Origin of the sequence: Nannocystis sp. RBIL2, assembly GCF_026626745.1 — a bacterium.
Taxonomy (GTDB): Bacteria; Myxococcota_A; Polyangia; order Nannocystales; family Nannocystaceae; genus Nannocystis.
This window is the reverse complement of sequence record NZ_JAPNJW010000001.1, coordinates 3,957,955-3,973,860: the sequence shown is the minus strand read 5'-3', so window position 1 is coordinate 3,973,860 and position 15,906 is coordinate 3,957,955. Positions and strand designations below refer to the sequence as shown.

14 protein-coding genes are annotated in these 15,906 nt (G+C 72.1%); 7 read left to right on the top strand and 7 right to left on the bottom strand.

Annotated elements, in window-relative coordinates:
• Window positions 1–72 precede the first annotated feature (72 nt).
• Window positions 73–2,652, top strand: a complete 2,580-nt coding sequence (locus tag OV090_RS15585; protein WP_267704448.1) for an ATP-binding cassette domain-containing protein — start codon at window positions 73–75, stop codon at window positions 2,650–2,652.
• A 236-nt stretch (window positions 2,653–2,888) separates the two neighbouring features.
• Window positions 2,889–3,239, top strand: a complete 351-nt coding sequence (locus tag OV090_RS15580) for a hypothetical protein (protein WP_267704447.1) — start codon at window positions 2,889–2,891, stop codon at window positions 3,237–3,239.
• A gap of 147 nt (window positions 3,240–3,386) precedes the next feature.
• Here OV090_RS15580 and OV090_RS15575 read toward each other — a convergent pair whose 3' ends face one another.
• The 4 genes from OV090_RS15575 to OV090_RS15560 form a co-directional block, all read right to left on the bottom strand.
• Window positions 3,387–3,929 carry a TetR/AcrR family transcriptional regulator gene (locus OV090_RS15575; RefSeq protein WP_267704446.1) on the bottom strand — a complete coding sequence of 181 codons (543 nt, stop codon included), beginning with the start codon at window positions 3,927–3,929 and terminating at the stop codon, window positions 3,387–3,389.
• 55 nt (window positions 3,930–3,984) lie between these two features.
• Window positions 3,985–4,971, bottom strand: a complete 987-nt coding sequence (locus OV090_RS15570; RefSeq protein ID WP_267704445.1) for an HTTM domain-containing protein — start codon at window positions 4,969–4,971, stop codon at window positions 3,985–3,987.
• A complete protein-coding gene (locus OV090_RS15565; protein WP_267704444.1) occupies window positions 4,968–5,495 on the bottom strand; it encodes a hypothetical protein in 528 nt (175 codons plus the stop codon). The genes OV090_RS15570 and OV090_RS15565 overlap by 4 nt, the downstream gene beginning before the upstream one ends.
• Window positions 5,496–5,578: 83 nt before the next feature.
• Window positions 5,579–5,956: a hypothetical protein gene (locus OV090_RS15560; RefSeq protein ID WP_267704443.1), complete on the bottom strand. Its 378-nt coding sequence runs from the start codon at window positions 5,954–5,956 to the stop codon at window positions 5,579–5,581.
• A gap of 248 nt (window positions 5,957–6,204) precedes the next feature.
• On the opposite strand from OV090_RS15560, the gene OV090_RS15555 reads away from it, so the two are divergent.
• From OV090_RS15555 to OV090_RS15545, 3 genes are all read left to right on the top strand, one after another.
• Window positions 6,205–7,587 (top strand): HTTM domain-containing protein, encoded by a 1,383-nt coding sequence (locus tag OV090_RS15555; RefSeq protein WP_267704441.1) that lies wholly within the window; start codon window positions 6,205–6,207, stop codon window positions 7,585–7,587.
• Between the two features lie 118 nt (window positions 7,588–7,705).
• Window positions 7,706–8,533 carry a metal-dependent hydrolase gene (locus OV090_RS15550; protein WP_267704439.1) on the top strand — a complete coding sequence of 276 codons (828 nt, stop codon included), beginning with the start codon at window positions 7,706–7,708 and terminating at the stop codon, window positions 8,531–8,533.
• Window positions 8,534–8,767: 234 nt separating this feature from the next.
• Window positions 8,768–9,175, top strand: a complete 408-nt coding sequence (locus OV090_RS15545; protein WP_267704437.1) for a hypothetical protein — start codon at window positions 8,768–8,770, stop codon at window positions 9,173–9,175.
• 70 nt (window positions 9,176–9,245) lie between these two features.
• On the opposite strand, the gene yedA is transcribed toward OV090_RS15545, so the two are convergent.
• Window positions 9,246–10,190: a drug/metabolite exporter YedA gene (gene yedA, locus OV090_RS15540; protein ID WP_267704435.1), complete on the bottom strand. Its 945-nt coding sequence runs from the start codon at window positions 10,188–10,190 to the stop codon at window positions 9,246–9,248.
• Between the two features lie 149 nt (window positions 10,191–10,339).
• Between yedA and OV090_RS15535 the strand changes: the two genes are divergently transcribed.
• Entirely contained in the window at window positions 10,340–11,785 is a 1,446-nt protein-coding gene (locus OV090_RS15535) for a PLP-dependent aminotransferase family protein (RefSeq protein WP_267704434.1), read from the top strand.
• A 73-nt stretch (window positions 11,786–11,858) separates the two neighbouring features.
• On the opposite strand, the gene OV090_RS15530 is transcribed toward OV090_RS15535, so the two are convergent.
• A complete protein-coding gene (locus tag OV090_RS15530) occupies window positions 11,859–12,797 on the bottom strand; it encodes a hypothetical protein (protein WP_267704432.1) in 939 nt (312 codons plus the stop codon).
• 47 nt (window positions 12,798–12,844) lie between these two features.
• Window positions 12,845–14,557, bottom strand: coding sequence for an acyl-CoA dehydrogenase family protein (locus tag OV090_RS15525; RefSeq protein WP_267704431.1), 1,713 nt, complete (start codon window positions 14,555–14,557; stop codon window positions 12,845–12,847).
• 481 nt (window positions 14,558–15,038) lie between these two features.
• Between OV090_RS15525 and OV090_RS15520 the strand changes: the two genes are divergently transcribed.
• Complete coding sequence (locus OV090_RS15520; RefSeq protein WP_267704430.1) at window positions 15,039–15,824, top strand: hypothetical protein; 786 nt, start codon at window positions 15,039–15,041, stop codon at window positions 15,822–15,824.
• The last annotated feature ends 82 nt before the right edge of the window (window positions 15,825–15,906 follow it).

Genomic DNA, 15,906 nt, shown 5'->3' with positions numbered 1-15,906 from the left:
CATCGTGGGGAAATTGCCCAGAAACGTTGACATTCGCCGGCGCGGGCTGGATCCTGCGAATACAAGGCCTGCGTGGACCTGACGCCCGACAGCGACGACCCGTCGCCGGAAGTGACCTGGGCCGTGCGGCTGCAGGCGTCGCGGCTGGTGGTGCGCGAGCCCAACAAGCGCGAGGTGCCGTACCCGCTCGACGGCAAGGCGTTTCGCCTCGGCCGTGCCGACGACAACCGCATCGTCGTCAAGGCCGAGTTCGTCGCGGCGCACCAGCTGCGGTTCGAGCCGACCGGCGTCGGCGACGGCTACCGCGTCCGTGACCTCGGCGGCCCGTGCAGCCTGATGTTCAACGGGCACCAGGTGCCCGAGCACGAGCTGCGCCACGGCGACGTGCTGCGGGTCGGCGACCCGTACACCGGCAGCTTCGTCACGATCACCTACCAGCGGCTGGCGCGGACCATGGCGCCGCCGGACGAGTCGGTGCCGCGCTGCCGCCTCGACCAGCCGGAGGTGACGATCGGGCGCGAGGGTTGCGAGGTGACGCTGGCGAGCCTCCTGGTGTCGCGGCGGCACGCGACGGTGCGGGCGCTGGCCGACGGCCACGAGGTGCGCGACCTCGGCAGCGCCAACGGCACCTTCGTCAACGGCGAGCGGGTCCAGATCAGCAAGAAGCTGGCGCGCGGCGACATCATCCAGGTGGGGCCGTTCAAGCTGGTCTACGACGGGCGCTCGCTCGATTCGTACGACCACCGCGGGGCGATCGAGCTCAAGGCGCGGCGGCTGGTGCGGCGGGTCGGCGGCGGCAAGGTGATCCTCGACCGCGTGTCGCTGGCGATCCTGCCGCGCGAGTTCGTGGCGATCGTCGGCGGCTCGGGGGCGGGCAAGTCGACGCTGCTCGGCGCGCTGTCGGGCTTCAGCCGGGCCAGCGAGGGCGACGTGCTCGTCAACGGCGACGACTACTACGCCAACTTCGACGCCTATCGCGGCCAGATCGGCTACGTCCCGCAGAGCGACATCCTGCACCAGACGCTCACGGTCGACGAGGCGCTGCGCTTCACCGCCCAGCTGCGCCTGCCCGAAGATACAGGTGACGCCGAGATCGCGGCGCGGGTCGAGCGAGTGCTGGCCGACGTCGACATCGAGGACCGCCGCACCACTCGCATCAGCGAGCTGTCGGGCGGCCAGCGCAAGCGGGTCTCGATCGCCGCCGAGCTGCTGGCCGACCCCAGCCTGTTCTTCCTCGACGAGCCGACCTCGGGGCTCGACCCGGGCCTCGAGAAGCGCTTGATGTACACGCTGCGCCGCCTGGCCGACGGCGGGCGCACGATCGTGATGGTCACCCACGCGACGGCCAACATCCATCAATGCGACCACATCGCGTTCATGGCCGACGCGCGGCTGGTGTGGTTCGGGCCGCCGGCCGAGGCGCTGCAGCACTTCGGGGTGCGCAGCGGCGACTTCGCCGACATCTACACCAAGGTCGAGGGCGACGCTCACGAGTCGCACCCGCTGGTGCTCGGCGAGCTGCGCAGCGAGTACGCCCGCTGGCGCGAGGCCCACGAGCGCGGCGAGCCGTCGCTGGCCGAGCTGTGGGAGCTGCGGTTCCGCCGCTCGGACGCCCGCACGCGCTACATCGTCGAGCGCCTGGCCGGCGAGACGCGCGGGCCCTCGGTCAAGTCGAACAAGCTGCACAACTCGCAGAGCCGGCCGTCGATGTCGATGACGTCGATGAAGGTCGGCGGGACCACGCCCGAGGACCGGCCGGACACGGCGCGGGTGTCGGCGTGGCAGCAGCTGATGATTTTGGTCCGGCGCAACGTCCGGCTGCTGGCCGTCGACCGGCGCAACCTGGCGACCTTGCTGCTGCAGGCGCCGATCATCGGCGCGATCCTGGTGCTGGTCGCCCGCGAGCGCGCGCTGCAGGACCTGCAGAGCTCGCACGGCCGGCTGGTGCTGTTCCTCGTCGCGCTGGTGGCGGTGTGGTGCGGGATCTTGTGCTCCGCGCGCGAGCTGACGAAGGAGCGGGCGATCTACCGCCGCGAGCGGCTGGCGAACCTGCGGATCGGGCCCTACCTGCTGGCGAAGTTCGTGGTGCTGGCGGCGGTGTGTCTGGTGCAGTCGGTCGTGCTGCTGACGGTGCTGGCGCTGAGGGTCGACTTCTCGGCGGCGGTGACGATCTTCACCGCGGACGGGCCGGAGTCGGTGATGCGCGGCGTGGCCGGGCTCGGGTTCTTCGGCAGCATGCTGGTCACGACCTTCTTGAGCTCGTTGTCGGGGCTCGGCATGGGGCTGCTGCTCTCGAGCACCTCGCGGACGTCGGACCGGGCGATGAGCGTGGTGCCGCTGGTGCTGGTGCCGCAGCTGCTGCTCGCGCTGGCGCTGGTGTCGCTGCCGGCCGGCCTCGCGCCGCTGTCGTACCTCACCAGCGCGCGCTGGGCGATGGAGGCGTTCGGGTCGCTGGCGCACCTGCAGCCGCCGCGGGACTTCGCCGCTTGCACGATCCCCGGCAACCCGCTGAGCTGCCCGGTCTACCCCACCGTCGATTACGACCCCTCCACCGCGCACGTGTTCGAGGTCTGGGGCGTGCTCCTGGCGTACACGGCGCTGTGCGTCGGCTTCGCGGCGGTGGTATTGGCGCGGCGCGACCGCGAGCGCTGACCTCGGGCCGAAGCGCGAGCCCGCGCTTTTCATCATAGATGTCCTAAAGGTCATATCAGCATACTGTCGTCCGCTCGCCGCGGGCGGCCCGCCCGGCGCATAATTTCGCGGCAGAGTCTGCTCGACGATTCGCCGGACCGGGCTCATGGTTCCGGACACCCGTCGCATTGGACGCGCGGGGGCCACGTCGCGCGCGCGTGGACACGGACATTCGATAGTGAAGAGGAGAAGGTGTCATGATGATCTTCAGCGCACTGTTCAGCGCGTGGGCCGCTCTCGCGGCGCCCGAGCAGCCGATCGAGGAGCTGGCCGACCAGGCGACCGCCGCCGAGGGCGACGTCTCGGGCGACGATGTCGAGTTCACCGACGAGGTCGACCCCAGCGAGAACGACCGGTGGGAGTGCTACGACGACAACGATCACTGGCGCGGCTACTGCCTCGCGCGATGCGAGCGCGGCCATCGCTACCGGGCGGTGACCGAGCGGATCAAGATCCGCGGCCACCGCGATTACTGCGAGCGACGCGCCCGCAAGCACTGCCGCGGCCGCGGCGGCCTCGATGACTGGTGCTTCGGCGAGCGCGATTGAGCGGACGGATGTGGCGAGCGCGACCGAGACGACACAGCGTCGCGCTTACCCGGCAGGTCCGGCGGGGACGAGCTTTGGCTCGCCTCTGTCGGGCCTGCATTTTTTATTCGACCATGATCATTCGAGAATGATCATACGCGCGACGGGTCACGCGGCGGTCGGCGGGGCGGCGTCGACCGCCATCAGGGTGGCGACCAGCAGCTGCGCCAGCAGGTCGCGCAGCTCCTCGCGCGGGAGGTCGCGCCGCGCCAGCCAGTCGAGGCTCGAGCCCTCGACGAAGCCGACCCACCCGCGCAGCGCCAGGCGCACGCGCGGGGTCAGGTCGGCGAGGCCGAGGCGGCCGGCCAGGCGGGTGACGAAGCGAGCCCGCGTGTCCTCGACGATCGCCGCGACCTCGGCGTCGTGGCCGACGCCGCTGCGCATCAGCGCGACGTAGGCGCTGGCGTGCTCCTCGGCGAACAGCAAATACTGGTCGAGCGCGGCCAGCAGCGCCTCGGGGTCGGGGCCCTCGCCGGCCGGGTCGGTGCGGGCGAGCAACGATTCGGCGGCGCTGCGCACGGTCGCGGCGTAGAAATCGCGCTTGCTCGAGAAGTAGTGGTAGAGGAGCCCCTTCGAGATGCCGGCCGCGGTGGCGATGTCGTCGATCGACAGCTCGTCGTAGCTGCGCTCGCTGAACAGGCGCAGGCCCAACGCGACCAGCTGGGCCCGACGCTCGTCGACTTGCAGTCGCGCGCGTTCACGCCCCTCATCCGGTTCGCTGCGACGGGGCGCCCTGGCCACGGGCTACCGTACCCGAAGACGCGGCCGCGGCGGACAAGAAGTCGTGGCCGTGCTCGCGTTGTTTCCTGACGGTCACAGCGGGCTCCGCGCTGACCCCGAACATCGCCACGGTCAGCACGATCATGACCGCCGCGAACACGTGGAGGCCCATGAACACCCCGATGCCCGCGTGCATCGCCGCGACCGCGGCGACCCACCAGCGGCGCGTGACCGCCGGCCAGATGAACGCCGCGTAGCCGATCTCGACGACCAGCACCAGCCAGCCGGCCACCGTCGGCAGCCACGGGACCTGGGCCATCCAGGTGAAGTCGAGCAGCTCGTAGCCCTGGGCCACGAGCGAGCGCCAGATCGCCTCGCCGTCGCGCCACTGGGAGCCGCTCGCTTTCTCCACCCCGGACAGCAAATAGGCGATGCACAGGTGGAGCTGCATCACCCGGATCGCCAGGCGCGTCCCCGCGGTGGGTGTGTCTCCGGCCCGGCCGGCCCGGCGATCGAGCGACAGGGCGGCGCCGCCGGGGGCGACGGTCGAATAGAACAGGAAGATGTTGGCGAAGTCGTCGGCGCCGTAATTGGTGTGCGGCGCCAGGCGCATGAATACGAGGTGCAGCAGCCAGGCGGCGCCGGTCGACAGGCGGGTGCGCCAGCCGAGCAGCATGCCGACCAGGCTGGCGACGTAGAGCACACCGAGGACCGCGAGCACCTGCGATTCGATCGGCGTCGCCAGCAGCTCGCCGAGCGGCGGCAGATGCCGCGACCCGAACGCGTCCTTGAGCGGGCCGCGGAGCAGGCCGCCGTGGTGGTACAGCGCGTGGAAGAGCGGGGCGATCTGCAGCGCCTGGGCCAGCAGCACCGCGGCGAGGCCGATCCGCAGGGCCACCAGCGGGGCCGGACTGGCCGGGGCGAAGAAGAAGCGATCGATCGCGCGCAGGGCGGCTTCGAGGCGGGCCTTCACGGTTCACCTCGGGAGTCGGTCGCGTGCGCCGGGCGGACGACGCGGGCGCGGTAGACCGAGCGCCAGCGGGCCCGGGCGCCGCGGGCGGCCTTGACCAGCGAGGGCACGCGGTGAAAGCCCATGTCGACGGTGACGCTGCGGGCCTCGGGGTGGCGCGCGAACAGGGTCGCGGCCCACGATGCGGCCAGGCGGCCGCGCACCGCGTCGTCGCTGCGGCGGTCGTGGAACACTTCGATGAGGTCCTCGACGCGGATGTCGGCCTCGCGGGTGATCTTCGGCACGAGGCGGTCGACTGCGGTGCGGCCGGCGTCGTCGACGAGGGTGAGGGTGAGCGTCGGCGGGTCGCCGACCGAGGGCGCGTAGAAGCCGTAGCCGTTGTTGGCCCCGGTCAGGGCGCCGTACGCGATGAGGAGCGGTCCGAGCGGCCCGGCGCCGCACGGGCAGAATCCGAGCCCGCCGAGCGCGACGAGCACGAGGTGCGCGGCGACTGCCGCGAGTAAGAGGAGGCGACGTCTGAGGGTCATGGGCGGACTTTCGCGACGCGGCGACGGCCGGCCGCGCCCGCGACGTGTCCGTCGCTGCGGCGCGGTCGGCCGTCGAGCGGGGCTTACCAGTGGCGGCCCCAGCCGTCGTCGTCGTGGCGGCGGCGACGGCCCCAGCCGTCGTCGTCGTGACGCCGGCGACGGCCCCAGCCGTCGTCGTCGTGGCGGCGGCGTCGACCCCAGCCGTCGTCGCCGTGGCGGCGCCGCTCCTCGTCGGCGCTGACCTCCTCGTCGGCGTCGGCCTCCGCGTCGACGTCTTTCAGCTCGTCGACCGTTTGGCCGTCGACCTGACCCGACTCGGGCTTCTCCTCATCGATCGATTCGACGGCCAGATCCTCCTCGTCGATCGCCTCCGCCTCGTCACACGCGCTCGTCACGAACGCGGTAGCGAGCGCCAAGATGCTCGTATGAATCCAGGTGTACTCGGTGATTCTCATTCGCATGTCACTCCTCCTCCACGCCATTGTCCGTGGGCCTGACAGGTACGCGTCTATGCGTCGGGTCGAGGGGGGCATCAAGCGAGCTCAGTCGCGAATCATGGCACCCGGCGAGCGGCCATTCACCGGACGTCCGCTCGCGTGGCGGCCCCGCCGGGCCCGGGCACGCGGCACGCCATTTGGCCGCGCGTGCGCGTGGAGGGGCGAGGAGCGGGCGGGCTGCATCGCCGGCGATCGGCGCTATGCCGCCGGTCATGCCAACCACCGCTGCAACGCTCGACGCCCCGCGCGCCTCGCTGGCGCGCCGGCTGTTCGCCACCGTCGACATCACCTCGCTGGCGTGCTTCCGCGTCCTGTTCGGCCTCCTGATGTTCGTCGAGGTGTGGAGCGACCTGGCGGACATCGGCGAGTACTACGTCGCGCCCGAGTTCCACTTCACGTTCTTCGGCCTCGAGTGGGTGCGGCCGCTCGCCGGCGACGGCATGTACGTGGTGTTCGGCGTGCTCGGCCTGGCGGCGCTGTGCGTCACGATCGGCCTGTGCTACCGCCTGGCCGCCGCGGTGTTCTTCGTCGGCATCTCCTACGTGTTTCTGGTCGAGCAGGCGCTGTACCTCAATCACATCTATCTGATCGCGCTGATCAGCTTCCTGATGATCTTCGTCCCGGCCCACCGCGCGCTGGCGGTCGACGCGTGGTTGCGGCCGCAGCTGCGCGCCGATTCGGCCCCGGCGTGGGCGCTGTGGCTGGTGCGGGCGCAGATCGGGATCCCGTACTTCTACGCCGGGCTGGCCAAGCTGAACCCCGACTGGCTGCGCTGCGAGCCGATGCGGATGTGGCTGGTCCAGCGCGAGGAGCTGCCGGTCGCCGGGTGGCTCTTGCGCGAGTGGTGGGCGCCGTACTTCTTCAGCTACGGCGGGCTGGTGTTCGACCTGCTGGTGGTGCCGGCGCTGCTGTGGCGACGCACCCGCGTGATCGCGTACGTCCTGGCGCTGTGCTTCCACCTGATCAACACCGCGGTGTTCTCGATCGGCATCTTCCCGTGGGTGATGATCGCGGCGACGACGATCTTCTTCGAGCCCGACTGGCCGCGCCGCCTGTGGAACCGCGCGGCGGCGTTCGTCGGCGCGCCGCCGTCGCCGGCGCCGATCCTCGCGGGGCCGCCGGTGCGGCTCGGACGCGCGCAAAGGGTCACGCTCGCGGCCCTGGCGCTCTACGTCGGCTGGCAGCTGCTGTTCCCGCTGCGCCACTGGCTGTACCCCGGCGACGTCGCGTGGACCGAGGAGGGCCACAAGTTCGCCTGGCGCATGAAGCTGCGCGACAAGGACGGCTACGTCCGCTTCTTCGCCACCGACCCGGAGCTCGGGGCGACGTGGAAGATCGATCTGGCCGGTCGCCTGCCGGGCTGGCAGCGCGAGGAGATGAGCGGCCGGCCGGAGATGATCCTGCAGTACGCCCGCTTCCTCGCCGACGACCTGCGCGCCCGCGGCCACGCGGCGATCGAGGTCCGCGCCGTCGCCCTGGTGTCGCTCAACGGGCGCACGCTGCAGCCGCTCGTCGACCCGACCGTCGACCTGGCGCACGTGGAGCCGTCGCTGCTCCCGAGTCCGTGGATCGTCCACGACTTCGTCGACCGCTGAGGGCGATCCCGCGCCCGGCCGTAGGCTGGTGGCCCACAGCACCCGCCCCAGAGGCTTTCAGGGATCTATTGACTTTGATTCAATAGACGGTAGGCTCGGGGAACAGAGGAGGTTCTCGATGCCACACGCCCCCGCCGACCTGGGACCCATCAAGCCGCGTGCGCTGGACTTCGACCTCGACGACATGCCGCGCTACTGGATGGCGGGGCTGCCGGTGTCGACGGCCATCGGCAACGCGCTGCACCTGATCTTCCCGATGGGCGAGCGCTTCTTCGTCCGCGCGGTCCGCCACTACATGAGCGAGATCGAGGACCCGAGCCTGCGCGAGCAGATCCGCGGGTTCTTCGGGCAAGAAGGTCGCCACGCGCACGAGCACGAGCGCGTGTTCGAGACGCTGCGCGGCCAGGGCTACGACATCGACACGTTCCTGCGCGTGTACAAGCGGGTCGCGTTCGACTTCATCGAGCGCATCAGCCCGCCGGCGCTGCGGCTGTCGGTGACCGCGGCGCTCGAGCACTACACCGCGATCATGGCCGAGGGGGCGCTGGCGAGCGAGGGCACGCTCGAGATGGTGCACCCGAAGATGCAGCGGCTGCTCCGCTGGCACGCGGCCGAGGAGATCGAGCACAAGGCGGTGGCCTTCGACGTGCTGAAGCAGGTCAACCCGAGCTACGCGCTGCGGATGGCCGGGATGGCGCTGGCGACGACGCTGCTCGGGGCGTTCTGGTTCGCCGGCGCGACGATGCTGCTGCGCCAGGAGAAGGGCCTCGGGCTGCGCGAGATCGGCAGGCAGCTGCGGGCGACGCAGCGGCGCGAGCCGATCATCCGCCGGGTGTTCCTCCGCGGGCTGCGTGAGTACCTGCGCCCGAGCTTCCACCCGTGGGACAACGACAACTTCGAGCTGGCCCGCCGCAGCTTCCAGATGCTGGCGGACGAGGCGGCGTGACCGCCCGGACTGCGTGAGCAGCGACCTGGCCGTCGGGACAGGTCGCAGGCTCGCGCGGCAGCGCGCCGAAGCCGTCGCCACGGCGACCCCGCACACCCCAGGATAGGTGGGGCGCCTCCGCTCGCGGGTGCTTCGGCAGCGGCAGTTCGTCGTTCGCAGTGGGCGGCGGAGGCCGTCGCTTGACGCTGGCACGGTCCCGGTTCACAGCCCGCGGTCGCGGGAGGGTCGGGGCTCATGGCGCAGAACAACTTCACGGTCGACGCGAGGACGCACAGCATCTCGGGCGGGACGGGGCTCGACACCGGGATCGCGCTGTCGCCGGGGCAGCTGCTGACGGTCCACGTCGACCCCGACGAGACGTGGAGCGCCGGCGCGGCCGACCGCACCTCGAACGCGAACGGCCTCGGCAACCCGCTGGGCGGCGACTACGGGCTGTTCGGCCGCGGCGCGCAGTCGTTCCTGTTCGGCGCGCTGGTCGGCAGCCTCGACGGCGGCGCCACCTTCTTCGGCGTCGGCACCCAACTGAGCATGACGATCCTGACCGAGGGCACGCTCAGCTTTTATTATTGGGACTCGAACCACGAGGACAACTCGGGCCAGATCCGCGTGAGCGTCCAGGTCTACGACGGCCCGCGGGTCTGACTCCCTCGCGCATGTCCGGAGGGACATGTCGAACGCGCATGTCTTCAAGAACATGCGCGAATGGACAGGCTCAGCGCTTGCCGCCGAGGCCGATCACGACCACGCCGGACAGGATCACCGCGGTCGCCAGCCAGGTGATCGGGCCGACCGGCTCGCCGGCCAGGGCGGCGCCGAGGACGATGGCGACCACCGGGTTGACGTAGGCGTAGCTGTTGGCGACGGCAGGGCGGGTGCGGCGCAGCAGGTAGCCGTAGGCGGTGAAGCCGATCAGCGAGCCGCTGACGACCAGGTGGGCCACGGCGGCCAGCGACCTGGCCGAAGGGACAGTCGGGGACTCGCCCAGCAGCGCGGCGACGAGGGCCATCATCAGGCCGCCGGCCAGCATCTGAGTGGCCGCGCCCATCGGCCCGGGCGGCAGCGGGCGCGTGCGGCCGAGCACGACGCCGAGGGCCCAGCACACCGGCGCGAGCAGGACCAGCAGCGCGCCGAAGCCGGCGCCGGCCAGCTCGCCGCCGAGCTGCAGGACCGCGACGCCGAGGAAGCCGAGGCCGAGGCCCAGCCACTCGCGCGTGGTCGGCGGCTGCCCGGCGGCGCGCCCGAACAGCGCCGCCCACAGCGGCATGGTCCCGACCACCAGCGCGACCAGGCCGGAGCTGACCCACTGCTCGCCGAGCACCACGAAGCCGTTGCCGGCCACGAACAGCAGCGCGCCGGTGAGGAACGAGGTGCGCCACTCGGCCGCCGTCGGCCGGCGGACGCCGAGCAGGCGCAGCACCGCGTAGAGCCCGCCGCCGGCGATCAGGAACCGCGCGGCCCCCAGCGAGAACGGCGGGATCGTCTCGAGGCCGACGCGGATCGCCAGGTAGGTCGAGCCCCACAGGAAGTACACCGCGAGCATCGCCGCGACGATCATGAGCGGGGGCCTCGCGCGCGCGGGGCGGACCGCGGCGGCGGCGGCCCGATCCCAGGCGATCCGCACGGGCGGGGCGATCCAGACGCCGGAAGAGGAAGCCATGCCTCAAGCATGGGCCGGCCGACCCGACCGTAACAGATGCAGAAAGACCGCAATCGTACCGGTACAGTTCCCGCTCCCTGCAACTGTGCCGGTGGCGCCTCCCCCGGGCTGTGCTGGTCGCACCCCTCGCGGCGAGGTAGGCTGGTGTCGTGGACGCGCAGGCGTTGCTCTACGAGCGGGTGGCCGCCCACGTGGCGGGGCTGATCGAGCGCGGGGCGCTGCGCCCGGGCGACCGCGTGCCGTCGGTGCGGCGCCTGAGCAAGCAGCAGGGCGTCAGCGTGTCGACGGTGATCCAGGCCTACCAGCACCTCGAGGGCAGCGGCCTCATCGAGGCGCGGCCGCAGTCGGGCCACTACGTGCGCCGCCGCTGCGCCGCGCTGCCCGAGCCGCGAGCGCCGCGGACGTCGACCACAGCCTCGAAGGTGTCCGTGGCGAGCCTGGTGGCCAAGGTCTACGGGGCTACCCGCGACCCGCACATCGTGCCGTTCGGGGCGGCCACGCCGAGCCCGGAGCTGCTGCCGACCGACCGCCTCAACGCCACCCTGGCGCGGATCGCCCGCGCCTCCGGGGCCGTCGGGGTGTCGTACGACCCGCCGCCGGGCTGCCCCGCGCTGCGGCGACAGATCGCCCGCCGCGCGGTCGAACGCGGCTGCACCGTCACCGCCGACGACGTGGTGACGACCGTGGGGGCGATGGAGGCGCTGGGCCTGTGCCTGCGCGTGGTGGCCCAGCCGGGCGACACGGTGGCGATCGAGAGCCCGCTGTACTTCGGCCTGCTGCAGCTGATCGAGGGCCTGCGGATCCGCGCGCTCGAGATCCCGTGCCAGCCGAGCACCGGGATGGACCTCGACGCGCTCGAGGAGGCGATCGCGCTGCACAAGATCAAGGCGGTGCTGACCCTGCCGGTGGTCAGCCAGCCGCTCGGGGCGTCGATGAGCGACGCGGCCAAGCAGCGCCTGGTCGAGATGCTGGCGCGCCGCGACATCCCGCTGATCGAGGACGACATCTACGGCGAGCTGTACTTCGGCCAGGCCATGCCGCGCCCGGCCAAGGCGTTCGACGAGGCCGGCCTGGTGATGCTGTGCTCGTCGTTCACCAAGACGCTGGCGCCCGGCTACCGCGTCGGCTACGTGATGCCGGGCCGGTTCCGCGACCAGGTCGAGCAGCTCAAGTTCGCCAACAGCGTGGCGACGCCGACGCTGCCGCAGCTGGCGATCGCCGACTTCGTCGAGAACGGCGGCTACGAGCACCACCTGCGGGCGATGCGGCGCAAGCTGCAGGCCCAGGTCGAGCAGGTCAGCGCCGCGATCGCCGAGCACTTCCCCGCCGGCACCCGGGTGTCGCGCCCGGCCGGCGGCTTCGTGCTGTGGGTCGAGCTGCCGCCCGGGACGTCGGCGCTCGAGCTGCACGCCCGCGCCCTGGCCCACAGCATCAGCATCGCCCCCGGGCCGATCTTCTCGGCCAAGCCGCGGTTCGCCAACTGCATCCGCATGAGCTGCGGCTACCCGTGGTCCGACCTGCTGGCCCACGCGGTCCGCACGCTCGGCCGGCTCGCCCGCGAGGTCGCCGAGCGGCCCGGGCCCGAGCTCGGGTGAATTTTAAAGATTCACATGTCTAAAAAGACATGTCGATGCATTGGAGCATGTCCGTACGGACATGCCCTTGGGTTCATGTGCGAGAGAACAGGTAGAGCGTGCTCGGGGTGGTCCGGGTGGCGACGGCCAGGCGGGCGCCGTCAGCCGTCAGGGCCAGGGCGAGGCCGGGGGCCGACCCCTCCGGGCGGAACGTGAACGGCTCGCCGTCGCCGTTCAGGGCGGCCGCGCGGACGCGCAGGCGGTTGTCCGGGTCGCGGGTGACTGTGGCGACGTGGTCGCCGCCTGCCGCGACGACGAGCTCCTCGGGCAGGCGCTCGCCCCACAGCGCGCGCAGGCCGAGCGGGCGCGCGGCCCAGGTGCCCCACTCGAGCAGCACGACGTCGCCGAGGCTGTCGCTCACCGCGACGAGGCCGCGCGGGGCGGCGCGCACGGGGCTGTAGACGAACACCGACGGCAGCGGCTGCTGCGGCGTCGGCTGCAGGTTCGAGCCGCCCGGCTCGAGGTCGATCGTCTGCAAGAACAGCGGGCTCGAGACGCGGCTGGTGAACCACAGCTGGGCGCTGTCGGGGCGGAAGCCGAGGTCGACGAGCGAGCTGGCCCGCACCGTGGCGCGCTTGGTCGGGTTCGGGTCACCGACGTACCACAGCTCGAGCACGTCGAGGTGCTTGTGCAGGGCGAGCCAGCGGCCGTCGGGGGCCGCGGCGATGCGCGTGAGGCCCTTCTTCTCGCCCTCGATCGCCAGGGTCGGCTTGCCGGAGCCGGCCTCGCCGAGCTCGTGGCGGTGGACTGTCTTGCCGGCGACGAACAGCGCGCCGTCGCCGGCGAAGGCGAGGTCGTTGCGGATGAAGCGGGGCGCCGGCACCGGCGCGAGGTCCTGGCTCCGCAGCAGCCGCACGCTGTTGTTCTTGTCGCTCGTGAGCAGCGCCAGCCGCTCGCCGTCGGGGGAGAATTGCAGCTGGCCGATCGCGGTGTCGGTCGGCAGCTCGCGCTCGAGTCGATAGGACAGCGTCATCGTCGCGGCGGCGAAGCTACCACGAGGCGGCGACGATCTCGCGAGCGTCAGGGCACCTGCGCCCGCACCCACGCGCGGGCGCCGGGGCGGGCGGCGGTGCGGGCGGCGACGAGGTCGCGCTCGACCTCGGACATGTCCGCAGGGACAGGCAAGCCTGCGACCGCGGCGACCTCCAGCAGGCGAGCGCGGGCGCGCAGGCCGAGCCCCGCGAGGGCGCCGACGAGGATGTCCGGAGAGACAGCCTGTCCCGAGGACCAGGCGGGCGCGCCGACGGCGGCGCGGCGGGCCGGGTCGGCCAGCTCGACCGTAGCGAACGCGCACTCGAGCCAGGCGAGCGCCTCGGCGAGGGCGAAGCGGACGCCCTGGTCGTTCCACGCCTTGTGCCCGCGCAGGCCGCGGCCGAGGGCGACGAGGGCGTCGGCGAGGGCGACGAAGGCGGTGAAGCCGACGCCGCCGTCGATCGCGTCGAGGGCGCGCGCGTGGGCCGGGAGGTCGAGGTGGCGCACGGGCGCCCGCGCGTCGCCGAGGGCCGCCAGCGAGCGCGGGGGCGCGGCGAACATCGCGGCCACGCGCGGCAGCGTCGGCTCGACGTCGTCGCGGACCTTGACGATCTGCGGCAGGCGCAGGCTGAGGTCGGTCAGCATCAAGTGGCTGGTGCCGTCGAACACGCCGTAGAGGGTGACGTCGCGGACGAATTTTTCGTAGGGCCGATCGGCCAGCAGCGCGCGGCTCGAGACGACCCGCCGGCCCTGTTCGACCGCCTCCTCGGCGAGGGCGCAGCAGGCCAGCTTGGCCGCGGCGGTGTAGATGGCGGCGCCGATGCCGAGCGCGTTGGCAGCGACCGCCGCCTTGACCGCCATCGCCGCGGTGACGAGGTCGAGCTCGGCGTGGGCGACCAGGTGGTCGGCGATCGCGTCGAGGCCGACGATCGGCGCGCCGTAGACGTCGCGGGTGTGCGCGTAGGCCAGCGCCAGCGCCAGCGCCCCCGAGGCGCTGCCGGACGCGAGCCCGCTGATCCCGCCGCGCGACAGGGTGAGGGTGCGCTGGACCAGGCTGAAGCCGTCGCCGAGCTTGCCGACGAGGTTGTCCTCGGGGACATGTGTGCCGTGGAACCGGACCCCGGCGATGTCGGCCGCGCGCGCCGGCAAGGTCGACCAGCGCGGCAGGGCCTCGACGCTGTCGTCGCGGTCGACGCAGAACACCGAGAAGTCGCCGAACGCGACCGCGCCGCCGCGGGCGGTCCGCATCAGCGCGACCAGGACGTCGTGGTGGGTGGCGCCGTTGATCAGGTGCTTCTCGCCGCTGAGGCGATAGCCGCCGTCCGGATGGGGGCTCGCGGCGGCCTCGTTGCGCAGCAGGTTCGAGCCGTGGTCGAGCTCGGTCAGCAGCATCGCCGCGAACGCGCCGTCGTTGATTTTCCTAAAAACTCGAGCGCGCAGCTCGGGGCCGGCGCCGAGGTGGACGGGCAGCAGCGCCAGGGCGTTGACGCCGAGGGTGATCGCCAGCGAGCCGTCGACGGCCGCCGCGATCGCGTTGAGGCCGCAGAGATGGAACACCTCGGCCTCGTCGGTGTACAGCTTGGCGACGCCGATCCGCCGCAGCGCGGCGACTACCTCGGCGGGGTAGGTGCCCGCCCGCTGACCCTCGTGCAGCGCGGCCTGGATGTCGGGCGCGGCCAGCAGCTCGGCGACACCGGCGACGACCGGGTGACGCAAGACGTCGACAGGGCAGAGGCGGGTCCAGACGGGCAGGCCGGGCACGCGCGGAGCTTCGCACGTCCGCGTCCGCGCGGGGCCTCGCCGGGGCGTGAGACCACGCGGGCCAGGCACGAAAGGATTGCGACGGCAGCGGGGCGCGTCCCGCCGTCGGCGCAGGGTGCCGTCGATCCGGGGGCCGCGCGAGGGCAGGTTCCGGTTCGCCGCGCCGTGGAATGTCCGCGCCCGCGTCGCGCGTTGCCGGAGGGTGCGCGCGCTCGCTCGTCGCAGGTCTCCGGGTGCCGGTGCCTTGAATGTCTCTTCGGACATGTCTTTTGGGATGGATCTCAGAGGTGTGCGCCGGCCCGGTCAAGGCGCGCGTCGGGCTGCCGGCGCCGTCGATTCGGCGACGGCCGCGAGGCGAGCACGCCGGGTCGAGTTTGCCGAGGCCGCCGATCTGCCTGATGATTCTGCAGTCCGGCCCTTGGAAAGAAATCGCCGGGGCATGCGCGAGCGTCAGCGGATTCTCTCGACTGTCACATCGGACATGTCCATGCGGACACGTCATTGGGCCATGGGGGCGCTGACCTTCATCGGCATCATTGCTGCGATCGTGGGCCTCGGCTGTCGCGCCGAGGCGAGCCTCGCCGCGAGCACGGGCGAGGCGGCGGCGATCGAGGCGCCGGCGCGCGACTTCGCGGCCACTCTGGCGGCGATCGCCGGCGAGCGGGCCCGGCTCGGCCAGCGCTACGCGGCGACCCGCGACGAGGCCAAGCGCGCGGCGATCCGCGCCGAGGCCCGCGCCTACTTCCGCGAGGCGGTGCTACGGGAATTGTTCCCGGCCTGGCTCGGCATGCAGTGGGGCCTCGGCAAGAACAGCACCGCCGACCGGCCGCACGCGCCGGGCATGACCGTCGCCTGCGGCTACTTCGTCGCCGCGGTGCTGGAGAACGCCGGGCTCGCGCTGTCGAGCCGCTTCAAGTACGCGCAGGCGCCGGCGCTGACGGTGCAGAAGGCGCTCGCGCCGGAGCCCGCCGACCTCCACCGCTACTTCAGCATCCCCGCCGAGACGCTGGACGCCAAGATCGCCGGGCTCGGCGACGGCCTCTACATCATCGGCCTCGCCAATCACATCGGCTTCGTGGTGGTCGAGCGCGACGAGGTCCGCCTGGTCCACGCGTCTTATACCGGCGCGCAGGTGGTGACCGACGAACCACTGGTGTCGGCCCAGGCGATCGCCGACTCGCGGCCCAAGGGCTACTTCGTCAGCCCCGTGATGCACGACGACCGCCTCGCCGATCTGTGGCTGCGCGGCGTCCCGGTCCCCCTGTGAGGCGCAGGCGTCGGACCGCGATCGGACCCCGGACCGCGAGCCCGACCGCCGCCCAAGCCGACAATGTGACGCCGCGGAACCG